Source organism: Lacrimispora sp. 38-1, from assembly GCF_049890855.1.
GTDB lineage: Bacteria > Bacillota > Clostridia > Lachnospirales > Lachnospiraceae > Lacrimispora.
Window position 1 is genome coordinate 75026 of sequence record NZ_JBANEW010000099.1, and the last position, 17355, is coordinate 92380.

Below are 17355 nucleotides of genomic sequence, written 5' to 3' on the forward strand. Positions count from 1 at the left end.
CAAATAGTGCGCCCCTATGTATAATAACATAGGTGCGTATTAGGAGACTATAATATGCTTATAAATTTAACCGAGTTGTTTACCCTGGAAGGGAAAGAGAAAACTTATACTCTTGATATTGAGATGAAAACTTATCATGGACCCTATGGAGATTATGAAATTGCAGATGCCAAACCGGTAGTGCTGCGGATCATGAATCTGGGAGGAAAGAAACTGGAACTGGAAGGAAAAGTGGAACTCACTTTACTTATTCCATGTGACCGTTGTCTGGATCCTGTCCCTAATGAGCTGAGTTTCGATGTCGTTCGTACGGTTGATTTGAGTGAAACCGACAAAGAGGATGAAGAGGATCTTGAGGAACAGCCATATGTTAATGGTTATTGTCTGGATGTAGACCAGTTGGTTTGTGATGAACTCATACTGAATCTGCCTATGAAGGTTCTCTGCAGTGAAGACTGTAAGGGGATTTGTAATAGATGTGGAACAAATCTCAATCATGAGACTTGTGACTGCGATGTTAGTTCGGTTGACCCGAGAATGGCAGTCATCCAGGATATTTTTAAACAGTTTAAGGAGGTGTAACCATGTCTATCTGTCCAAAGAATAAATCTTCTAAAGCTAGAAGAGACAAACGTAGAGCAAACTGGAAGATGAGCGCTCCGAACTTAGTGAAATGCAGCAAGTGCGGTGAACTTATGATGCCACACAGAGTATGCAAAGCTTGCGGTTCTTATAACAAGAAAGAAATCATTTCTGTTGCTGAATAATTTCAGTATGGAAATAGCTCAAAACATAAAAAGACAAGGATTCTGATTATTCAGGACCTTGTCTTTTCTTGTTTTGAGAGAAGGAGCGGTGCACTGACTTTTAGCTAATATTGATAATAAGGACGCAAGTATTTTGTTTTTTATCATTATGTTCTGTGATATACTGGAAAAAATAATGAATCAGCTTATGGGGGTGCAATATGACACGAATTAAATTGCCGGAAATTTTTCAAAATGGAATGATTGTTCAGCGAAATAAGAAGATTAAAATATGGGGAGAAGCTGAGGGAGCCTGGAGGCTTACAGTCAGCTTTGGCGGTGACTGTGTTTCTGCTGATGTAAAGGATGGGAAGTTTTATTGTGAAATTCCTGCTAAGGAAGCAGCCTGCGGACAAACATTAGAGATTTTTGCCGATGAAAAGAAGGAGCCGCATATTGTTCTTGAAGACATCTGCATTGGTGATATATACATAGCAGCCGGTCAGTCCAACATGGAATATTTTTTGAGATATGACGCCCATTGGAACGAAATAAAGGAATGGGAACAAAACGATATGATTCGGATGTTTAACTGCAGAAGGATTGCTTATCCGGGTCAATACAGAGAACTTCCTGATTGCGGAAGCTGGTTTAAGGAACACGACTATCAGTGGGAGAGTTTTTCTGCTCCTGGATATACGTTTGCCAGAGCCATTCAGCAGGTGATTGGTGTTCCGGTAGGGATTATAGGCTGTAACTGGGGCGGAACTCCGGCCTGTGCATGGATGGAAACTTCTTACCTTAATGAGGAACCCCTTTCTGTGTTTCTAAAAGAATATGAGGAAACTCTTAAGTCTGCTGATGAGGAAGAAATAAGACAGCGCAGCCTTAAGGCCTGGGAATATGAGGATTCCTATCTTCACCAGATTGCGTGGAGAGCAATGATGTATGGCATGAATGAGCAGGATCAGGAGAGATGGCTTCTTGAGACTGCCGATACACCGCTTCTTCCTATGGGTCCTTATCATCACTACCGGCCATCGGGATTGTATGAAATGATGCTGAAAGATCTTGCTCCATTTTCCGTGAAGGGAGTTTTATGGTATCAGGGGGAGTCCGATGCAGGACACGGAGAGATTTATGATAAAACCTTTTCTGCTTTAATCCGCTGCTGGAGGGATTTATGGCAGGATGAACTGCCGTTTCTCTTTGTTCAGCTGGCACCTTTTGGTAAATGGCTTGGCATCGGGGGAGAGGATTATCCGGTGGTGAGAGAAAGCCAGGAACGGGTAGCGAAAAACGTACCGGGAACAGGCATGATATCTATTATGGATCTGGGAATGTATGAGGATATACATCCGAAAAAGAAGAAGGAAGTTGGAGAACGTCTGGCTCTTTTAGCAAGGGGATTGATCTATGGGGAAGATATCTTATGTGAATCCCCGGAATTTAAGGGGGGAGAACGGGATGGAAACCAGATTCGTCTGCATTTTTCCCATACAGGAGAAAAACTGCACATAAAGGGGAATTTTATTAAGAGTCTGTGTGCAGAACAGGGCGGTATTGTGAGGAGTGTAAAGGAATTCAGACTGGATCAGGATTTACTGCTGTTTTTTGATACACTGACAGAGGAGCCGGTTGAAATAAGATTTGCGAAAAAGGGATACTGTGAAGTTAATTTATTTAACGAAGCAGATCTTCCTGTTAAACCATTTACTGCAGTGATCATTTAGGAGGCTTCCATGATAAAAATAACAAATCCAATACAAAAAGGCTTTTATCCTGATCCATCCATATGCAGGGTTGGAGATGATTACTACATGGTTCATTCTACTTTTGCATATGCACCTGGTATCCCTGTTTTTCAAAGCTGTGACCTGAAAAACTGGATTTTAATCGGACATGTTCTGGAACGGAAGGAGCAGCTTCGCCTTGCAGGAGCCAGTGTTTCCAAAGGCATTTATGCCCCGACAATCAGGTACCACAAAGGTCTGTTTTATGTAATTTCCACCAATGTATCCGGTGGCGGAAATTTCTATGTTACAGCCGAAGATCCCAAAGGACCATGGTCAGATCCTGTTTTCCTCACGGCTGCGCAGGGAATTGATCCCAGTCTGTATTTCGAAGAAGATGCCTGTTATTATATCGGACAGCGGACAAAGGAACATCCGGCTTATTACGGAGATTGTGAGATATGGATTCAGGAGCTTGATTTAAAGGAAAAAAGGCTTGTGAACAAACCGGTTGTTTTATTTGACGGAAGTATGAAACGGACGATATGGGCAGAGGGGCCTCATCTGTACCGGATCGGTCAGATGTATTATCTTATTCTTGCGGAGGGAGGAACTGAGTTTAACCACAGCGTGACAGTCGCGCGGAGCAAAAACCTTTATGGCCCATACGAATCCTGTCCCAATAATCCCATTCTGACGCACCGCCATCTGGGGCGCACGAACCCTGTACAGTGTATCGGGCACGGAGACCTGGTTGAAACGACGGGTGGAGAATGGTTTATGGTCATGCTTGGAACGAGACCTTTAAACGGCTGTGCGGAGCTGGGACGGGAAACATTTCTTGCGGACGTGATATGGGAGGATGGCTGGCCTGTGATAAGTCCGGGTTTGGGAAAGGTTCCGGAATGCCTGGAAACCTCCGTTACTGATAATGAGCAGAAGGTTTTGCTGCCTGCCTCGGATATTGAGTGGACGGAACCTCTTGATATGCGCTGCATTGGTTTAAGAGACCATCCGGCCAGTCTGCCTGCGAAGATGGCGGATGGCAGGCTGCATCTGCCTTTTCTCCCTGAAACGATGGAAGATTTGTCGGTACCTGCTTACATTGGAATCAGGCTTTTATCCAGGACGTTCGATATACAGGTGACTATGGAGTCAGAACCAAACGGAACTGAGGAGGCAGGACTTCTCTATTTTTATAATGAAACGCATTATGTAAAAGCGGTTGTTCGTGAAAGGGAAGGACGGCTGGAAGCGGTTACTGTAATCAGAAAAGGAAATGAACGGGAGGAATGGAGCAGAACGGAGGTTGCCGGCAGTATTCATCAGATCCGGCTGCGTGGACAAGGTCAGATACTTACTGTTGAGATTGATAAACAGATAACAGGACAGCCTTTGGATATTAAAGATCTCTGTTCACAAAAAGCCGGAGGATTCACCGGCTGTACTGTTGGCGTTTATGCATCTGCCGTACACGAAGCTTCCGGCCGTTCGGCTGTTTTTGGACCGCTTCATGCAGAGTTTGCGGATTAATTCTGTATATACATCTGACGAAATTCTGTGGGAGTGCAGGATTTAATGATTTTAAACATACGTATAAAAGCGGAGGGGCTGGAAAAGCCGGAACGCAGTGCTACCTCGGTAACAGACAGCTGAGGGTTAATTAGCAGTGTTTCGGCAACGGCAATCCGCTTTTTGTTAACATATTTATAGAAAGAAATATTTGCAAATTGTTTAAACAGGCGGGAAAAATGGTATTTGCTAAAGCCAAGGAGAGCGGCAACTTCTTCCAGCGTTAATTCTTCCGTACAGTGGCTGCTGATGTAATTGCAGATATAAATAAACTTCTCAGCATATTTCTTTTGCTGGATGTTGCCGATATCCAGAGAGCTGACCTGTTGTGTATGGTTGCGTCCGATGAGAGCGAACATCTCTAAAAGTCTGGAATAGATCTTTGTTTCTGTAAGTGGCATGTCTTTTCTGTATTCTTCCATAATTTCCAGCGTATAGTGATAAAGCTGATCATGTATAGAGGGGTAAAGCTCCGGTGTGACGAGAAATGTAGGATTTAGAAGCGTGAGTATGGATTCCAGCTCTTTGATCTCGTGAAACATGGGAAGCTCAGCCTGAAAAATAATCCGGCGTCCGGATTTTGGCGCTTTTAATGCGTGAATAACGCCCGGGCAGATCAAGATAATATCACCTGGTTTTAAGTCAATGCTGTGCGTGCTCAAAACAATGGTGTATTTGCCGGTAAGAGGCATGATGATTTCAAGTGGAGTATGCCAGTGGGAAGGATAGTCTTCTGCCTGGGTATTGTCGTACAGACGGATGTTGGTATATTCTTTATAATTTACAGTCTCATGAGTTCCTTTCAGATTTTCAATCAAAGTAAGTCCTCCCTATATTCGTTAATGACAATGAATAATTGCTTTTGATATTAAAAAAATTATAAAATATACTTCCTTAAATATCAATATGAAATACAAAAACAGGCATATTTTATTTTCGTAATAGTTAAATGATACAAAAAACAGGAATACAAAAAGTGTATTATGTATATTACGTTTAAAAGCAAAGTATGAACAAAATATTATAATAGCAATAATTAGTAATAGAGAGGCAATAATTATAAAGAAAACAGGACAGAATTCTGATAGAGTTATAGCATATCATTAACGCTACAAAAAATGCGAAGATTGTTAAGGAGGAAAGGTATGGTAAAGAGATTTGTTTCGGGGTTTTTGGCAGCAGCACTTGTATTGGGGTCACTTTCCGGATGCGGGGTATCGACAGATACCAGTGGAGGTGCCGGATCATCTGGCGCAGCCGCAGAGACTACTTCCGGTTCTGTTACTGCAACAGGCAAGGAAGAGCAGATTACATGGATGTTCTGGGATGATTTAAATGCAACAGAAGATTTAATCAGCAAGGGCTATAAGCAGGTGATAGACCGGTTTAATGAACAGTATAAGGGAAAGTATTACTGTAATGTTGTAACTACAAATCTGGAGGAATATCCGACAAAATTGAATGCGTTAGTTACTTCAGGCAATACACCTGATGTATTTATCTGCAATCCTGGACCTAATTTAACCCAGTATGTGGAATCTGGTGCAGCGGCAGATTTGACCGATATTCTGAAAAACCAGGAAGCACAGTGGTATGGTAATTTTACAGACGGTATCTTTGAACGTATTACATATGACGGAAAGATAATGGCAATTCCTACAAACTTTGCAGCTGCCTGCGTATTTTACAATACGGATATATTTAAAAAGGCAGGAGTTGAGGTTCCAAAAACCTACGACGAACTTCTTGCAGCATGTAAAAAGATTAAAGAAGCCGGTTATACCCCAATTTCCTGTTCTGCAGGTACTGCATGGTGTTTGTCCATGATAGCCGGTTATCTCTGCGACCGTGAAGGCGGCCCGGATAATCTGGTTGGGGTAAATGCAGGTACTCTTGACTGGACCAGTCCCACCTTCGTTGATGCAGCAACGAAGTTAAAAGAACTTTCCCAGTATTTCCAGGATACAGCAGCCGGAGATTCCAACGATCAGGCAACTGCAAACTTCTATAATGGAGACGCAGCCATGCTGGTACAGGGCTCATGGGCAATTGCTCAGATCAACGGAAATAATCCGGAGTTTGAAGACAAATGCGGTGTATTCCAGTTCCCGGCTATTGATGGTGGATCAGATCCAAACCGTATGATCGTAAAAACAGATAACCTTGTTATGAGTTCAACTACAAAACACAAAGAAGCAGCCCTTGCACTTATGAAAATGTTTACCGATGACACAGCTCAGAAATATACGGCAGAAGTTGCCGGCAAGATTCCGGTTACCAAGGTTGCCATTGATTATGATAAGGCTCCAAAGCAGTTTGCTTATATTAATGACATCTTAAAGAATGTAACGGGTACATTGGGATTCTATAATGAATCACTGGCAAGCGTGGAAGCAGGAGATACATTTGATGCTGCCATGGTGGATGTATTCCTTGGAAACGCTACTCCGGAACAGGCACTTCAGAAGGTACAGGATTTCTATGATAAGAATGTCCGGAAAAAATAATTGACAGGATGATGAGGGTATGCGAAGCATAAATGCCTTTGCATACCCTCATTATAGAAAGAGAGGCAGCCATATGAACAGGCTATTGGAGGATAAGAAAGCGGCTTTGGTTTTTATTGCGCCGGCATTCCTTTTATTCACTCTGATTTTATTTGTTCCGATTATCCAGGTTATCTACTATTCCCTGTGTAATTATACGGGACTGACGAAACCGGACTTTGTCGGATTGAAAAATTACATAGATTTATTCACCAGTGACGAGACCATGAAGATCGCTTTAAAAAACTCCATATTTTTTATGCTTTTCTCTGGTGTTACCCAGCAGATTATCGGTTTGTTTCTGGCGGTCTTACTGACAAATATTAAGGCAGGCAGGAACTTATTTAAAAATATCTATTACCTGCCCTGCGTTCTTTCATCAGCTGCGCTTGGTCTTTTATGGGCGTTTCTTTTCAATCCTAAAATAGGCATTAATAATCTTTTGAGCACCTTTGGTATCCAGGGACCTAACTGGCTGTTTGACACCAAAGGATTCATCCCTCTCCCCATGTGGGTGATCGGATTTGTCGCTTTGTGGCAGTACGCGGGTCAGAATATGATGCTTTATATGGCTCAGATCAGCGGGATATCAAGAGACATCTATGAGGCCTCCTATATCGACGGAGCCTCCAAAGGACAGTCGTTCCGCTTTATAACGCTGCCATTAATCAAGCCTATGCTGGTAACAACTCTTTCTTTGAACTGTATTGGTTCTCTTAAGTTTTTTGATCTGATTTATAATATGACCCAGGGCGGACCAAACCATCGCACCGATGTGCTTGCTACCCATTTATATACGCAGGGATTCAAATATTATAAATATGGTTATGCCAGTGCGATTTCCATGGTACTGCTCATTTTATGCCTTTTAGCCACATTCCTCATCAATAAATGCATAAAAGTAGAAACCTACGAGTCTTAGGGGGAGGAAAACAATGAAAATAGAAGATAACCAGAAAAAAAAGAAAAAGATTACAGCAGCAAATGTGCTTTTATATGCATTGCTGCTTGCGCTGGCTCTTGTGTATTTACTTCCGCTGTTCTGGATGCTGAGTGTTTCTTTAAAGTCAAACAGGGAAGTGCTGACTTCACCATTTACACCACCAAGTGTTCTTCAGCTGGGGAACTACATCTTTGCATGGACCAACGGTCAGTTAGGGGTTGCAACCTTAAATTCCGTTATTGTATGTACCAGCGCATTGGTAATCAGTCTGCTGATCGGAGCCATGGCGGCATTTGCCATTGCCAGAATGAGGCTGGGTTTTCTTAAATATATGATGCAGTATTTCCTGATTGGAATGATGATACCGGTACATTGTGTTCTGATCCCGCTTTTTGTCCGCTTTTCCAACTGGCATTTAACCAATCAGCTGATTGGACTGGTAATTCCATATATTACGTTTTCCCTTCCAATGACGATCTTTTTAATGACAGGATTCTTTAAAAGCATGCCCAATGAGATATTTGAAGCAGCATGTATTGATGGATGCTCCATCTATGGCTGTTTTATCACAATTGGACTGCCACTCTCCAGAGTTGGGATGTTTGTTGCAGGTATTATGACATTTGTAGGCAACTGGAATGAGCTGCTGCTGGCCATGGTATTTATATCTGACGTTGCAAAAAAAACACTTCCCGTAACTCTGACTTACTTTGTAGGTCCCTATGCCACAAACTATGTTCAGATGTTTGCGGCAATTATTATAGCGATTGCACCGACGATTGTTGTTTACAGTATATTCAGCAACCAGATTGTAGACGGACTTACAACGGGGGCAGTAAAGGGATAAGACATAAATTTTCAGGAGGAAAGATTAGTGGATCGGAAAGAAGCGCGAAAAAGAGCGGAACAGTTAGTATCAAATATGACATTAGAAGAGAAGGCAAGCCAGCTGCGATATGACGCGCCGCCTGTACGCAGACTGGGTATACCAGCTTATAACTGGTGGAACGAAGCGCTTCACGGAGTGGCAAGAGCCGGTACAGCAACCAGTTTTCCTCAGGCCATTGGTATGGCGGCAGCTTTTGACGAGGAGCTGGTGCATGAAATTGCAGAGGTCATTGCAGAAGAAGGAAGAGCAAAATACAATGCGTTTGCCAGACAGGGTGACAGGGATATTTATAAAGGACTGACATTCTGGTCACCAAATGTTAATATATTCCGGGATCCCAGATGGGGCAGAGGACAGGAGACTTACGGGGAAGACCCTTATTTAAGCAGCAGGCTTGGCGTTGCTTACATAAAAGGACTCCAGGGAGAGAAAGAGACCATGAAAGCGGCAGCCTGTGTGAAACATTTTGCTGTTCATTCCGGTCCTGAAGCTCTTCGTCATGAGTTTAATGCGGAAGTTTCCTTAAAGGATTTAAGAGAAACCTATCTGCCTGCATTTGAAGCAGCAGTAAAGGAAGGAAAATCCGAAGCTGTTATGGGTGCATATAACCGGACAAACGGAGAACCCTGTTGTGCCAGCAAAGCTTTAATGCAGGATATTTTAAGAGGTGAATGGGGATTTGAGGGGCATTATGTTTCGGATTGCTGGGCAATCCGTGATTTCCATGAACGCCATTTAATCAGTCCTGATGCAAAAACTTCTGCAGCCATGGCATTAAATGCTGGCTGTGATTTAAACTGCGGCAATACCTATCTTCATATATTAAACGCATATGAGCATGGGCTGGTAAGCGAGGAGGCGATTACAGAATCCTGTACACGCCTGTTTACTACCAGATATCTGCTGGGACTGTTTGATGAAAACGAATTTGATTCCATTCCTTATGAGATGGTGGAGTGTAAGAAGCATCTGGAGCTTTCAGAGCGTGCGGCCAGGGAGAGTATGGTTCTGTTAAAAAATAACGGAATCCTTCCTTTGGATAAAGGATCCGTGAAAACGATCGGGGTGATTGGACCTAATGCAGACAGCAGGGCGGCACTCATTGGGAATTACCATGGTACTTCATCCGAGTACATTACAATTCTGGAGGGAATAAAGGCATTTGCAAAGGATGAAATCAGAGTGCTCTATTCGGAAGGCTGTAATATTAGCGGATCAAAGACAGAAAATCTGGCATTTGACCATGATCGTATCTCAGAAGCGTTAATTGTAGCAGAACACAGTGACGTGGTTATTTTGTGTCTGGGTCTGAATGAACTCCTGGAGGGGGAAGAAGGAGACCAGGGAAACCAGTACGCTTCAGGAGATAAGGAGTCACTGCTGCTTCCCAAACCTCAGAGAAAATTAATGGAGGCACTGTCTGAAACCGGTACTCCGGTTGTGTTGTGCATGATGGCAGGCAGTGATATTGACTTAAGCATTGCCAAGGAAAAGTATGATGCCATTATACAGGCATGGTACCCGGGAGCAAGAGGAGGAAAGGCGTTTGCAGAGATCCTGTTTGGCCTTTATTCCCCATCAGGAAAATTATGTGTGACGTTTTATGACCCGGAAAGTGATCTGCCTGAATTTACGGATTACTCCATGAAAAACAGAACCTATCGTTATATAGAAAGTAAGCCCCAGTATCCATTTGGATATGGTCTGACCTACGGGCGGGCAGCAATGAATGAGGCTTATTTAAACGTGGAAGATATGGAAGTGGAGGCTGTAGCTGAGAACACTGGTGACCGGGTTATTGAAGAGATTATCCAGGTCTATGTAAAGGTTATGGATTCAGAATTTGCTCCTCTTAATCCCAGACTCTGCGGATTTAAAAGGGTGAAACTGAATTGCGGGGAGAGAAAGAGTGTAAAAATAAAGCTTGATCAACGTGCTTTTATGGTTGTAAATGAGAAAGGGGAATACATAAAAGACGGGAACAGCATTGAATTATATGCAGGCTTCAGCCAGCCGGATGAAACCAGCATACAGCTTATGGGATGTAAGCCGGTTAAGCTGACGGCAGAGATTTAAGATTTACTGATATACTGGTTTAGAAAAAAGACAGACTTGCTTAAATATGCAGGGGCTGTCTTTTTTTTGACAGATAGTTCGGCGGGTTAAAATTTACCGCTTTAATATGCCTTTTTAAATTTACCACTTTATATTTATATATGGTAATCTAAAGATAACCTAAGAAGAGGAGGGATTGATATGTTGAAAATACTGGCTATTACTGCCTGTACTGCGGGGATTGCGCACACGTACATTGCCAAGGAAAAGCTGGAAAATGCTGCGAGAGAAATGGGGGATTTTATTAAAGTGGAAACACAGGGGTCCATTGGGGTGGAAAATGAGCTGAAACCAGAGGAGATCAGGGACGCAGATATTATTCTGATTGCCGCGGATATCCGGGTAAACAAGGACCGGTTTGAGGGGAAAGCGGTTGTTGAGATACCCATCAGCATGATAATGAAGAGTCCGAAAGGGGTGATCTCGAAAATTCACCAGAAACTGGGAAAATAGCAGGTATAGAAGGTATCGTATCAGAAGGGAGAAGAAATGGCAAAACAGAAATTCAATGTTAAAAGACATGTTATGACTGGAATCTCTTATATGATTCCAATTGTTGTATGCGGCGGTATATTGTGTGCACTTGCCAAGGGGTTTGGGGGATATAACATTGGCAATGCAGTGGAAGCGGGTGCAACTCCGTTTTCTAATTTAAATCCTTTTACATGGTTAGGTTTCTGGTGGGGAGTAAATAAGCTCGGATCAGTAGCAATGGATTTTGCTGTCGCTGTGATGACTGCGGGAGTCGCCTATTCCATCGCAGGGCGTCCGGGTATCGTTCCTGGAATAGTCATCGGTTATTGTTCGGCACAGTCGAAGGCTGGATTTCTGGGTGGACTTCTGATGGCATTCATTATAGGAGCGTTTGTTAACTGGATGAAAACCTGGAAGCTGCCTAAATGGTGCGAGGGTCTTATGCCGGTTATGATCATACCTGTAATTTCAACATTTATATGCGGTATGATATTCCTTTGCCTGTTTGCGATTCCATTATCCTTAATTATGAATGTTTTTCAAAAATGGATTGTTTCTCTAAACGGAGGTGCGAAGGCAGTTATTGGAGGAGTCATTGGTGCCTGTATGGGATTTGATATGGGAGGTCCTGTCAATAAGACTGCTTCTATGGCAGCCAATGCATTGGGCGCAGATGGAATATATGGCCCTATGGCTGCAAAAATTATAGGAGGTATGACACCTCCGATCGGTATTTTTATTGCAACCCTTATAAAAAGAAATAAATTCTCAAAAGTAGAACTGGAAACAGCAAAAACTGCATTTCCCATGGGACTGTGTTTTATTACAGAAGGGGTACTTCCCTTTGCTGCAGCAGATCCGCTAAGGGTGATTCCCAGCTGTATGATTGGTTCGGCACTGGCGGGCGCAATTGCAGTGGGGATGGACTGTGAATCTGTGGCTGGCCATGGTGGAATATTCGTGGTTCCAATGATGAAAAATCCTGTCTGGTTTTTAATTGCACTAACCGCTGGTTCTGTTGTGACAGGTATAATATATGGTTTTGTAAAGAAATCTGGAATAGAAGATGAGGAAGAGAAAGAAACAGATATAGATATTGACCTGGATATTCAGATACAGTAAAGAATATAAAGAAAGGAACGATTATAATGCTGGTATCAATGAAGGCAATTCTTGAAGATGCAAATAAAAAATATTATGGCGTAATGGCTATGAACAGCATTAATATTGAAATGGCCAGGGCGGGTATTCTGGCAGCAGAGGAAGAACACTCTCCTATAATCATCCAATTTGGTCCTGGGCAGATGAAAAAACATGCCCATGCTGAGGAAATGCTGCCTGTAATAAAGGAACTGGCTCAAAGAGTTCGTGTACCAGTAGCCTTAAACCTGGATCATGGTACGGAATTTTATGTGATAGCAGACTGTATTAACAGGGGGTTCACAAATGTTATGTTTGACGGGTCGGCACTTCCGTTTCATGAGAATATAAACAGAACTTCAGTCATTACTGCATTAGCTCACGGAATGGGCTGTTCTGTTGAGGGAGAACTGGGGCATGTCGGGCTGGCCTTAAATTCTGATGATACCGATCCGGATTTATATACAAATCCGGATCTCGCCGCTGAGTTTGTTGAAAAGACTGGTATTGATGCTTTGGCTGTAGCAATTGGAACTGCTCACGGTGCATATCCAAAAGGGAAAATACCCAAATTGGACTTTGAGCGTCTTTCTCAATTAAAATCAGTACTGAATATGCCTCTGGTACTTCATGGGGGCTCAGGCTCAGGGCAGGAGAATCTAAGGAAGGCGATAGCTGGGGGAATTAATAAGATCAATGTATGTACAGATGCATTTGAAGCAGGGAAACAGGCAATGCTTCATGCACTGAACGAGGATTCCACTCTGGATTACATGTGTCTGTGCATGGCCGCGGAAGCGGGAATAAAGCGGTTTGTAAAAGATTATATGAGAGTCATAGGATCTGCCGGACGGTATTGCTATGGAGAATCGTTTGCTGCTGGTTATGAATAAAGATGTAATATCTGGTGCGGCAGAATGATGTCTTACTATCTGCCGCACATAAAAAAACTGAGGTGATTATTTGAAAAAAGATAAGAACACATTATATTATAACCGAATACTAAAATGTCTTCTTTCAGGAAAGAAATTTACTCTGCTTCAGCTGGCAGAGAGTGCGGGATTATCTGAAAAGTCAATAAGAACCAAAATTAATCAACTGAATGATTGGATGTCTATTAACCATTTGGGCAGCATCAAAAAAAAACAGGGGACCGGAATCTGGCTGGAATGCAGTATTGCTCAGCTGGAGATTTTAAAAGAACGAATCAATACTTCCCAGGATTCTGATTTTTGTGAGGAATTGGAAAACAGAAACAGGCAGCTGACGGGAAAATTATTAAAACTGAAGCCTGATGAAATCATTACAATCTGCCAGCTGGCTGAGAGTCTTTATTTAAGTCCGCCTACGGTTACCAGCATGTTAAAAAAGATTTCTCCGTGGTTTGAAAAAAGAAATTTAAAAATTACAGCTGTGCGGAATAAAGGAATCTGCGTAGCGGGCAATGAATACAATTACCGGATTGCTATTAAAGATTATATTCTTTATATGATGCCCGATATAATGGAAGCGCTGCTTGGTACTTATGCCCCAGGTTTGGATGCTTACAGGATCAGAAGGATGATTGTTGATGCAGAAAATGCATGGAGAGTCGAATTGGCGGATATCTCGTTTAATATGGTCTGGATTATGACCTGCCTTTCTCTTGCCAGAAATCATATGGGTGATGATGACATATTTGGAAGAGAGAATGACGAAGATGTGGAGCATTATAATGAATATTCGTTTGCAGAGTCCATTTATCAAAGAATTGAGTCAGAATACAGGATTAAAATATCAATGGCAGATGTGAAGCTTTTATCCATACTGCTTTTGTCAGCCCGTAAAATTGAAGGATTTTCCTGCCTTGGAGAAGATGATTATGCAGGCCAGTATGATAATAATTTAAAAAGCTTTGTAAGGCTTGTGCTAGAGACGATTGATTCTGTTCTGGATGTGGACCTTTCTTCTGATGGGATATTATACGAAAACCTGCTGATGCATATGCGCTCGGTTATTTTTCGCCTTAAATATTCTACAATGACATCGGACAGTATTAGTAAATATGTAAAAAATGAGTATAAGCAGACTTTTCTTGCTGCCTGGTCCACAAGCAATCTGTTTGAAGAATATTATGGGGTACAGGTCACTGAGGAGGAACTGGCCGGGATTGCTCTCTATATTCAGGCTGCTCTTATCAGAAAGAAAAAGAACAGGCCTCTTTTGGCATTAATGGTCAGTAACAGAGGACTTGCTTCAAGTCAGTTTATAATAGAATTGCTTAAGTACAGTATTCCTGAAATATCGGAAATAAAAGCGGTCAGTTTTCATGATTTTCGAATTGATTTATATCCTGACATGGATTTGATTATCAGCTCTGTCAAATTAAATAAAGAGGATCCCAGAATAGTGATGATCGAAGACCGGTTGTCAGATGAAATGGTTGAAGGGGTGAAGCGGAGGGTAAGAGAAATCAGAAAAAACATCTCTGCTTACACATTCCGTTTTGATAATCTTTGTCATCAGCTTTTTGATGTAGATCTGATTTTTTATCATCCGGCTGCAGCTGACAAGGAAGAACTTCTGAGGCTGATGGTTAAGCGGCTGGAAGAAAAAGGTGATGTTACAGCGAAATATATGGACAGTGTTTTTTTTAGGGAAAAAGCAACTACCACTAGTATTGGACATGGGATTGCAATTCCTCATGGAAATATGGTGGAAGTAAATGAATCCAGAATTGCAGTAGCGGTTTTGGATCAGCCGGTTGACTGGTCCGGGGATTTTGTTGATGTAGTTTTTTTGCTTGCGGTAAAAATGACATCAAATTATGAGATACGAAGAACAAAACAGTTTTATAAGGATTTTCTGCTGTTGACAGAGAACAGTGAGAATATGGATATGATTAAAAGCTTTTGTTCTGCATTTCAAGTATATCAATATTTTATCAGGTAAAGGAGTAAGTCTATGGCATTAGAGGAAATTCTGGATCAGAGAGTCATTGATTTGAACATGAAAGCCAGAAACAAAGAGGAAGTCATATATCATTTGGGAAAACTGCTTAAAAGGGCCGGATATATAGATGATTTAAATGGTTATCTGGAGGATGTCTATATCAGGGAACGGGAGGGGATAACAGGAATTGGAAATAATGTGGCAATACCCCATGGAAAATCTGATTTTGTAAAACGTGTAGGGATTGCAGTTGGAAAAACGGAGCAGATGATTGAATGGGAATCATATGACGAAGAACCTTCCAACTTGTTTTTTCTTTTTGCTGTACCTTCAAACGGTGAAGGAGCAAAGGAACATCTTCGTTTGATTTCGGAATTGGCAGGAAAACTGGGAAATGGCATAACTCTTGAAAAACTAAAAGCGGCTAAGAATTATACAGAATTGGTGAATGCATTTTTATGAACAAATATGATAAAAACTATTTACTTTAGGATTAAAATATGTTAATATTATACATGTAACCGGTTACACAAGGAGAGCTTGAAATGAACATACGGGATATAGCAAGAAAAGCAGGTGTTTCTTCCGCAACTGTTTCCAGAGTAATTAATGAATCCGGATATGTGAAAGAAGAAACAAAGCAAAAAGTATTAGCGGCAATTGAAGAGGCAGAATTCGTACCCAATGCCATAGCCAGAAGTCTCAGTATACGTGATTCTTCCAGTATCGGCGTGATTGTCCCGGATATCGCCAATGAGTTTTTTTCGGGCATTATAAGCGGAATAGGGGAAAGGGCTGCAAATAACCAGTACAATATTGTTTTGTTTGATACCGGAGAGCTGCCGGAGAGAGAGCATCAATGTCTTATGATGGCAGAAAGCCAGCGACTTTCGGGACTTTTGATTACTCCCATTTCGGAGCTTGATGAGGTGACCAGGGATAAGCTGATCCAATTTGAAAACAAAGGAATTCCAGTTGTATTAGTTGACCGCAACATCAGAAATTCCATTTTGGATGGGGTATTTGTAGAGAACCACGAAGCTGCATATAAGGCTGTGGAGGCTTTAATTCAGAATGGACATAAGAAGATTGCAGTGATAACGGGTCCCAACACCTCTATGCCGGGAAAAGACCGTCTGAACGGATACAAATCAGCTCTTAGGGATCATGGGATTGGGCTAAGAGAGGAATATATCGTATCAGGTGATTTTAAGATCATGAAAGCATATGAGAGGACGAAGGAATTACTGGAGCTCCCGGATCCACCTACTGCTATTTTTGCTTCCAACAACCAGACCAGCCTGGGTGTGCTCAAATATTTAACGGAGCATAAGCTGAAAATCGGCAGGGATATCTCCATAGTAGGGTTTGATCAGATTGAATGCCTGAAAATCATTGATTATCGCCTTTCAACGATTGACAGGGACGCAAGGAATCAGGGTTATCTGGCGATGGAAATGCTGATTGACAAACTGACCCGTAAGGAAAGCAAAAGCTCAGGACGCAAGATCTTTGTTCCATATCAAATGGTGCTTCGCGGTTCAGAAAAGATAAAATAGGCTGCAGTAAGGCAGTTTATTTTTACCCTGATATGTAACCGGTTACATATAAAAAATTACGGAGGATGGATATGAACATAGCAAACATGATTGACCATACAATGCTGAAGGCAGATGCCGGGGCAGAAATAATCAGAAGATATTGTCAGGAGGCAAAAGAATACGGATTTGCATCTGTCTGTGTCAACACCTGCCATGTACCTCTGGCAGCGCAGGAACTAAAGGACAGCAGCGTGGCTGTATGCTGTGTGGTGGGCTTTCCATTGGGAGCCATGCTGACAGCGGCTAAAGCTTTTGAAGCAGCAGAGGCTGTAAAAGCAGGAGCAGATGAAGTGGATATGGTAATAAATATCGGCGCACTGAAAGATAAGAATTATGACCTTGTGCGGGCTGATATCAAAGCAGTTGTTGAAGCCAGCCACGCAAAAACGGTAAAAGTAATTCTTGAAAATTGTCTTTTGACAAAGGATGAAATAGTAAAGGCCTGTGAACTTTCCATGGAGGCCGGCGCACATTTTGTCAAAACGTCTACCGGTTTTAGTACTGGGGGAGCATTGGCAGAAGATGTTACCCTTATGAAGAAGACAGTGGGAGAGAAAATGAAGGTTAAGGCTAGCGGCGGGATTCGTACACCGGAGGATGCCAGGGCCATGATATCAGCAGGAGCAGACCGGATTGGTGCTGGAAATGGAGTTGCACTGCTGTAA

General features: G+C 42.2%; 16 protein-coding genes. 15 read left to right on the plus strand and 1 reads right to left on the minus strand.

Features of this window, described 5'->3' with window-relative positions; genetic code table 11:
• Positions 1-54: 54 nt before the first annotated feature.
• From V7D18_RS25845 to V7D18_RS25860, 4 genes are all read left to right on the plus strand, one after another.
• Positions 55-582: a YceD family protein gene (locus V7D18_RS25845; RefSeq protein WP_426158745.1), complete on the plus strand. Its 528-nt coding sequence runs from the start codon at positions 55-57 to the stop codon at positions 580-582.
• Between the two features lie 2 nt (positions 583-584).
• A complete protein-coding gene (gene rpmF, locus V7D18_RS25850; RefSeq protein ID WP_097006282.1) occupies positions 585-767 on the plus strand; it encodes a 50S ribosomal protein L32 in 183 nt (60 codons plus the stop codon).
• Between the two features lie 200 nt (positions 768-967).
• A complete protein-coding gene (locus V7D18_RS25855) occupies positions 968-2479 on the plus strand; it encodes a sialate O-acetylesterase (RefSeq protein WP_426158748.1) in 1512 nt (503 codons plus the stop codon).
• Between the two features lie 9 nt (positions 2480-2488).
• Positions 2489-4012, plus strand: a complete 1524-nt coding sequence (locus V7D18_RS25860; RefSeq protein WP_426158750.1) for a family 43 glycosylhydrolase — start codon at positions 2489-2491, stop codon at positions 4010-4012.
• Here V7D18_RS25860 and V7D18_RS25865 read toward each other — a convergent pair.
• A complete protein-coding gene (locus V7D18_RS25865; RefSeq protein ID WP_426158751.1) occupies positions 4009-4869 on the minus strand; it encodes an AraC family transcriptional regulator in 861 nt (286 codons plus the stop codon). The two genes, V7D18_RS25860 and V7D18_RS25865, sit on opposite strands and share 4 nt — an antisense overlap.
• 327 nt (positions 4870-5196) lie before the next feature.
• Here V7D18_RS25865 and V7D18_RS25870 point away from each other — a divergent pair, with 327 nt between their 5' ends.
• From V7D18_RS25870 to deoC, 11 genes are all read left to right on the plus strand, one after another.
• Complete coding sequence (locus tag V7D18_RS25870; RefSeq protein WP_426158753.1) at positions 5197-6558, plus strand: ABC transporter substrate-binding protein; 1362 nt, start codon at positions 5197-5199, stop codon at positions 6556-6558.
• A gap of 73 nt (positions 6559-6631) precedes the next feature.
• Positions 6632-7519 (plus strand): carbohydrate ABC transporter permease, encoded by an 888-nt coding sequence (locus tag V7D18_RS25875; RefSeq protein ID WP_426158755.1) that lies wholly within the window; start codon positions 6632-6634, stop codon positions 7517-7519.
• A 13-nt stretch (positions 7520-7532) separates the two neighbouring features.
• Positions 7533-8387 carry a carbohydrate ABC transporter permease gene (locus tag V7D18_RS25880; RefSeq protein WP_426158757.1) on the plus strand — a complete coding sequence of 285 codons (855 nt, stop codon included), beginning with the start codon at positions 7533-7535 and terminating at the stop codon, positions 8385-8387.
• Positions 8388-8414: 27 nt separating this feature from the next.
• Positions 8415-10505, plus strand: a complete 2091-nt coding sequence (locus V7D18_RS25885) for a glycoside hydrolase family 3 C-terminal domain-containing protein (RefSeq protein WP_426158758.1) — start codon at positions 8415-8417, stop codon at positions 10503-10505.
• 183 nt (positions 10506-10688) lie between these two features.
• The gene (locus tag V7D18_RS25890; protein ID WP_426159244.1) at positions 10689-10997 is read left to right on the plus strand and encodes a PTS fructose transporter subunit IIB; all 309 of its coding nucleotides are present in this window, start codon (positions 10689-10691) and stop codon (positions 10995-10997) included.
• 36 nt (positions 10998-11033) lie between these two features.
• On the plus strand, positions 11034-12140 hold the full coding sequence (locus V7D18_RS25895; RefSeq protein ID WP_426158760.1) for a PTS fructose transporter subunit IIC: 1107 nt from the start codon (positions 11034-11036) through the stop codon (positions 12138-12140).
• Between the two features lie 26 nt (positions 12141-12166).
• Complete coding sequence (locus tag V7D18_RS25900) at positions 12167-13051, plus strand: class II fructose-bisphosphate aldolase (RefSeq protein ID WP_426158762.1); 885 nt, start codon at positions 12167-12169, stop codon at positions 13049-13051.
• A gap of 70 nt (positions 13052-13121) precedes the next feature.
• Positions 13122-15089: a BglG family transcription antiterminator gene (locus V7D18_RS25905; protein ID WP_426158763.1), complete on the plus strand. Its 1968-nt coding sequence runs from the start codon at positions 13122-13124 to the stop codon at positions 15087-15089.
• Between the two features lie 12 nt (positions 15090-15101).
• Entirely contained in the window at positions 15102-15551 is a 450-nt protein-coding gene (locus V7D18_RS25910) for a PTS sugar transporter subunit IIA (protein WP_426158765.1), read from the plus strand.
• Positions 15552-15634: 83 nt separating this feature from the next.
• On the plus strand, positions 15635-16648 hold the full coding sequence (locus tag V7D18_RS25915) for a LacI family DNA-binding transcriptional regulator (RefSeq protein WP_426158767.1): 1014 nt from the start codon (positions 15635-15637) through the stop codon (positions 16646-16648).
• A gap of 71 nt (positions 16649-16719) precedes the next feature.
• Positions 16720-17355 (plus strand): deoxyribose-phosphate aldolase, encoded by a 636-nt coding sequence (gene deoC / locus V7D18_RS25920; RefSeq protein ID WP_426158768.1) that lies wholly within the window; start codon positions 16720-16722, stop codon positions 17353-17355.

Coding starts and splice junctions, on each gene's coding strand:
- V7D18_RS25855 (WP_426158748.1), top strand. CDS start 968: ATGACACGAATTAAATTGCCGGAAATTTTTCAAAATGGAATGATTGTT.
- V7D18_RS25895 (WP_426158760.1), top strand. CDS start 11,034: ATGGCAAAACAGAAATTCAATGTTAAAAGACATGTTATGACTGGAATC.
- V7D18_RS25900 (WP_426158762.1), top strand. CDS start 12,167: ATGCTGGTATCAATGAAGGCAATTCTTGAAGATGCAAATAAAAAATAT.
- V7D18_RS25915 (WP_426158767.1), top strand. CDS start 15,635: ATGAACATACGGGATATAGCAAGAAAAGCAGGTGTTTCTTCCGCAACT.
- V7D18_RS25845 (WP_426158745.1), top strand. CDS start 55: ATGCTTATAAATTTAACCGAGTTGTTTACCCTGGAAGGGAAAGAGAAA.
- V7D18_RS25860 (WP_426158750.1), top strand. CDS start 2,489: ATGATAAAAATAACAAATCCAATACAAAAAGGCTTTTATCCTGATCCA.
- rpmF (WP_097006282.1), top strand. CDS start 585: ATGTCTATCTGTCCAAAGAATAAATCTTCTAAAGCTAGAAGAGACAAA.
- V7D18_RS25870 (WP_426158753.1), top strand. CDS start 5,197: ATGGTAAAGAGATTTGTTTCGGGGTTTTTGGCAGCAGCACTTGTATTG.
- deoC (WP_426158768.1), top strand. CDS start 16,720: ATGAACATAGCAAACATGATTGACCATACAATGCTGAAGGCAGATGCC.
- V7D18_RS25875 (WP_426158755.1), top strand. CDS start 6,632: ATGAACAGGCTATTGGAGGATAAGAAAGCGGCTTTGGTTTTTATTGCG.
- V7D18_RS25910 (WP_426158765.1), top strand. CDS start 15,102: ATGGCATTAGAGGAAATTCTGGATCAGAGAGTCATTGATTTGAACATG.
- V7D18_RS25880 (WP_426158757.1), top strand. CDS start 7,533: ATGAAAATAGAAGATAACCAGAAAAAAAAGAAAAAGATTACAGCAGCA.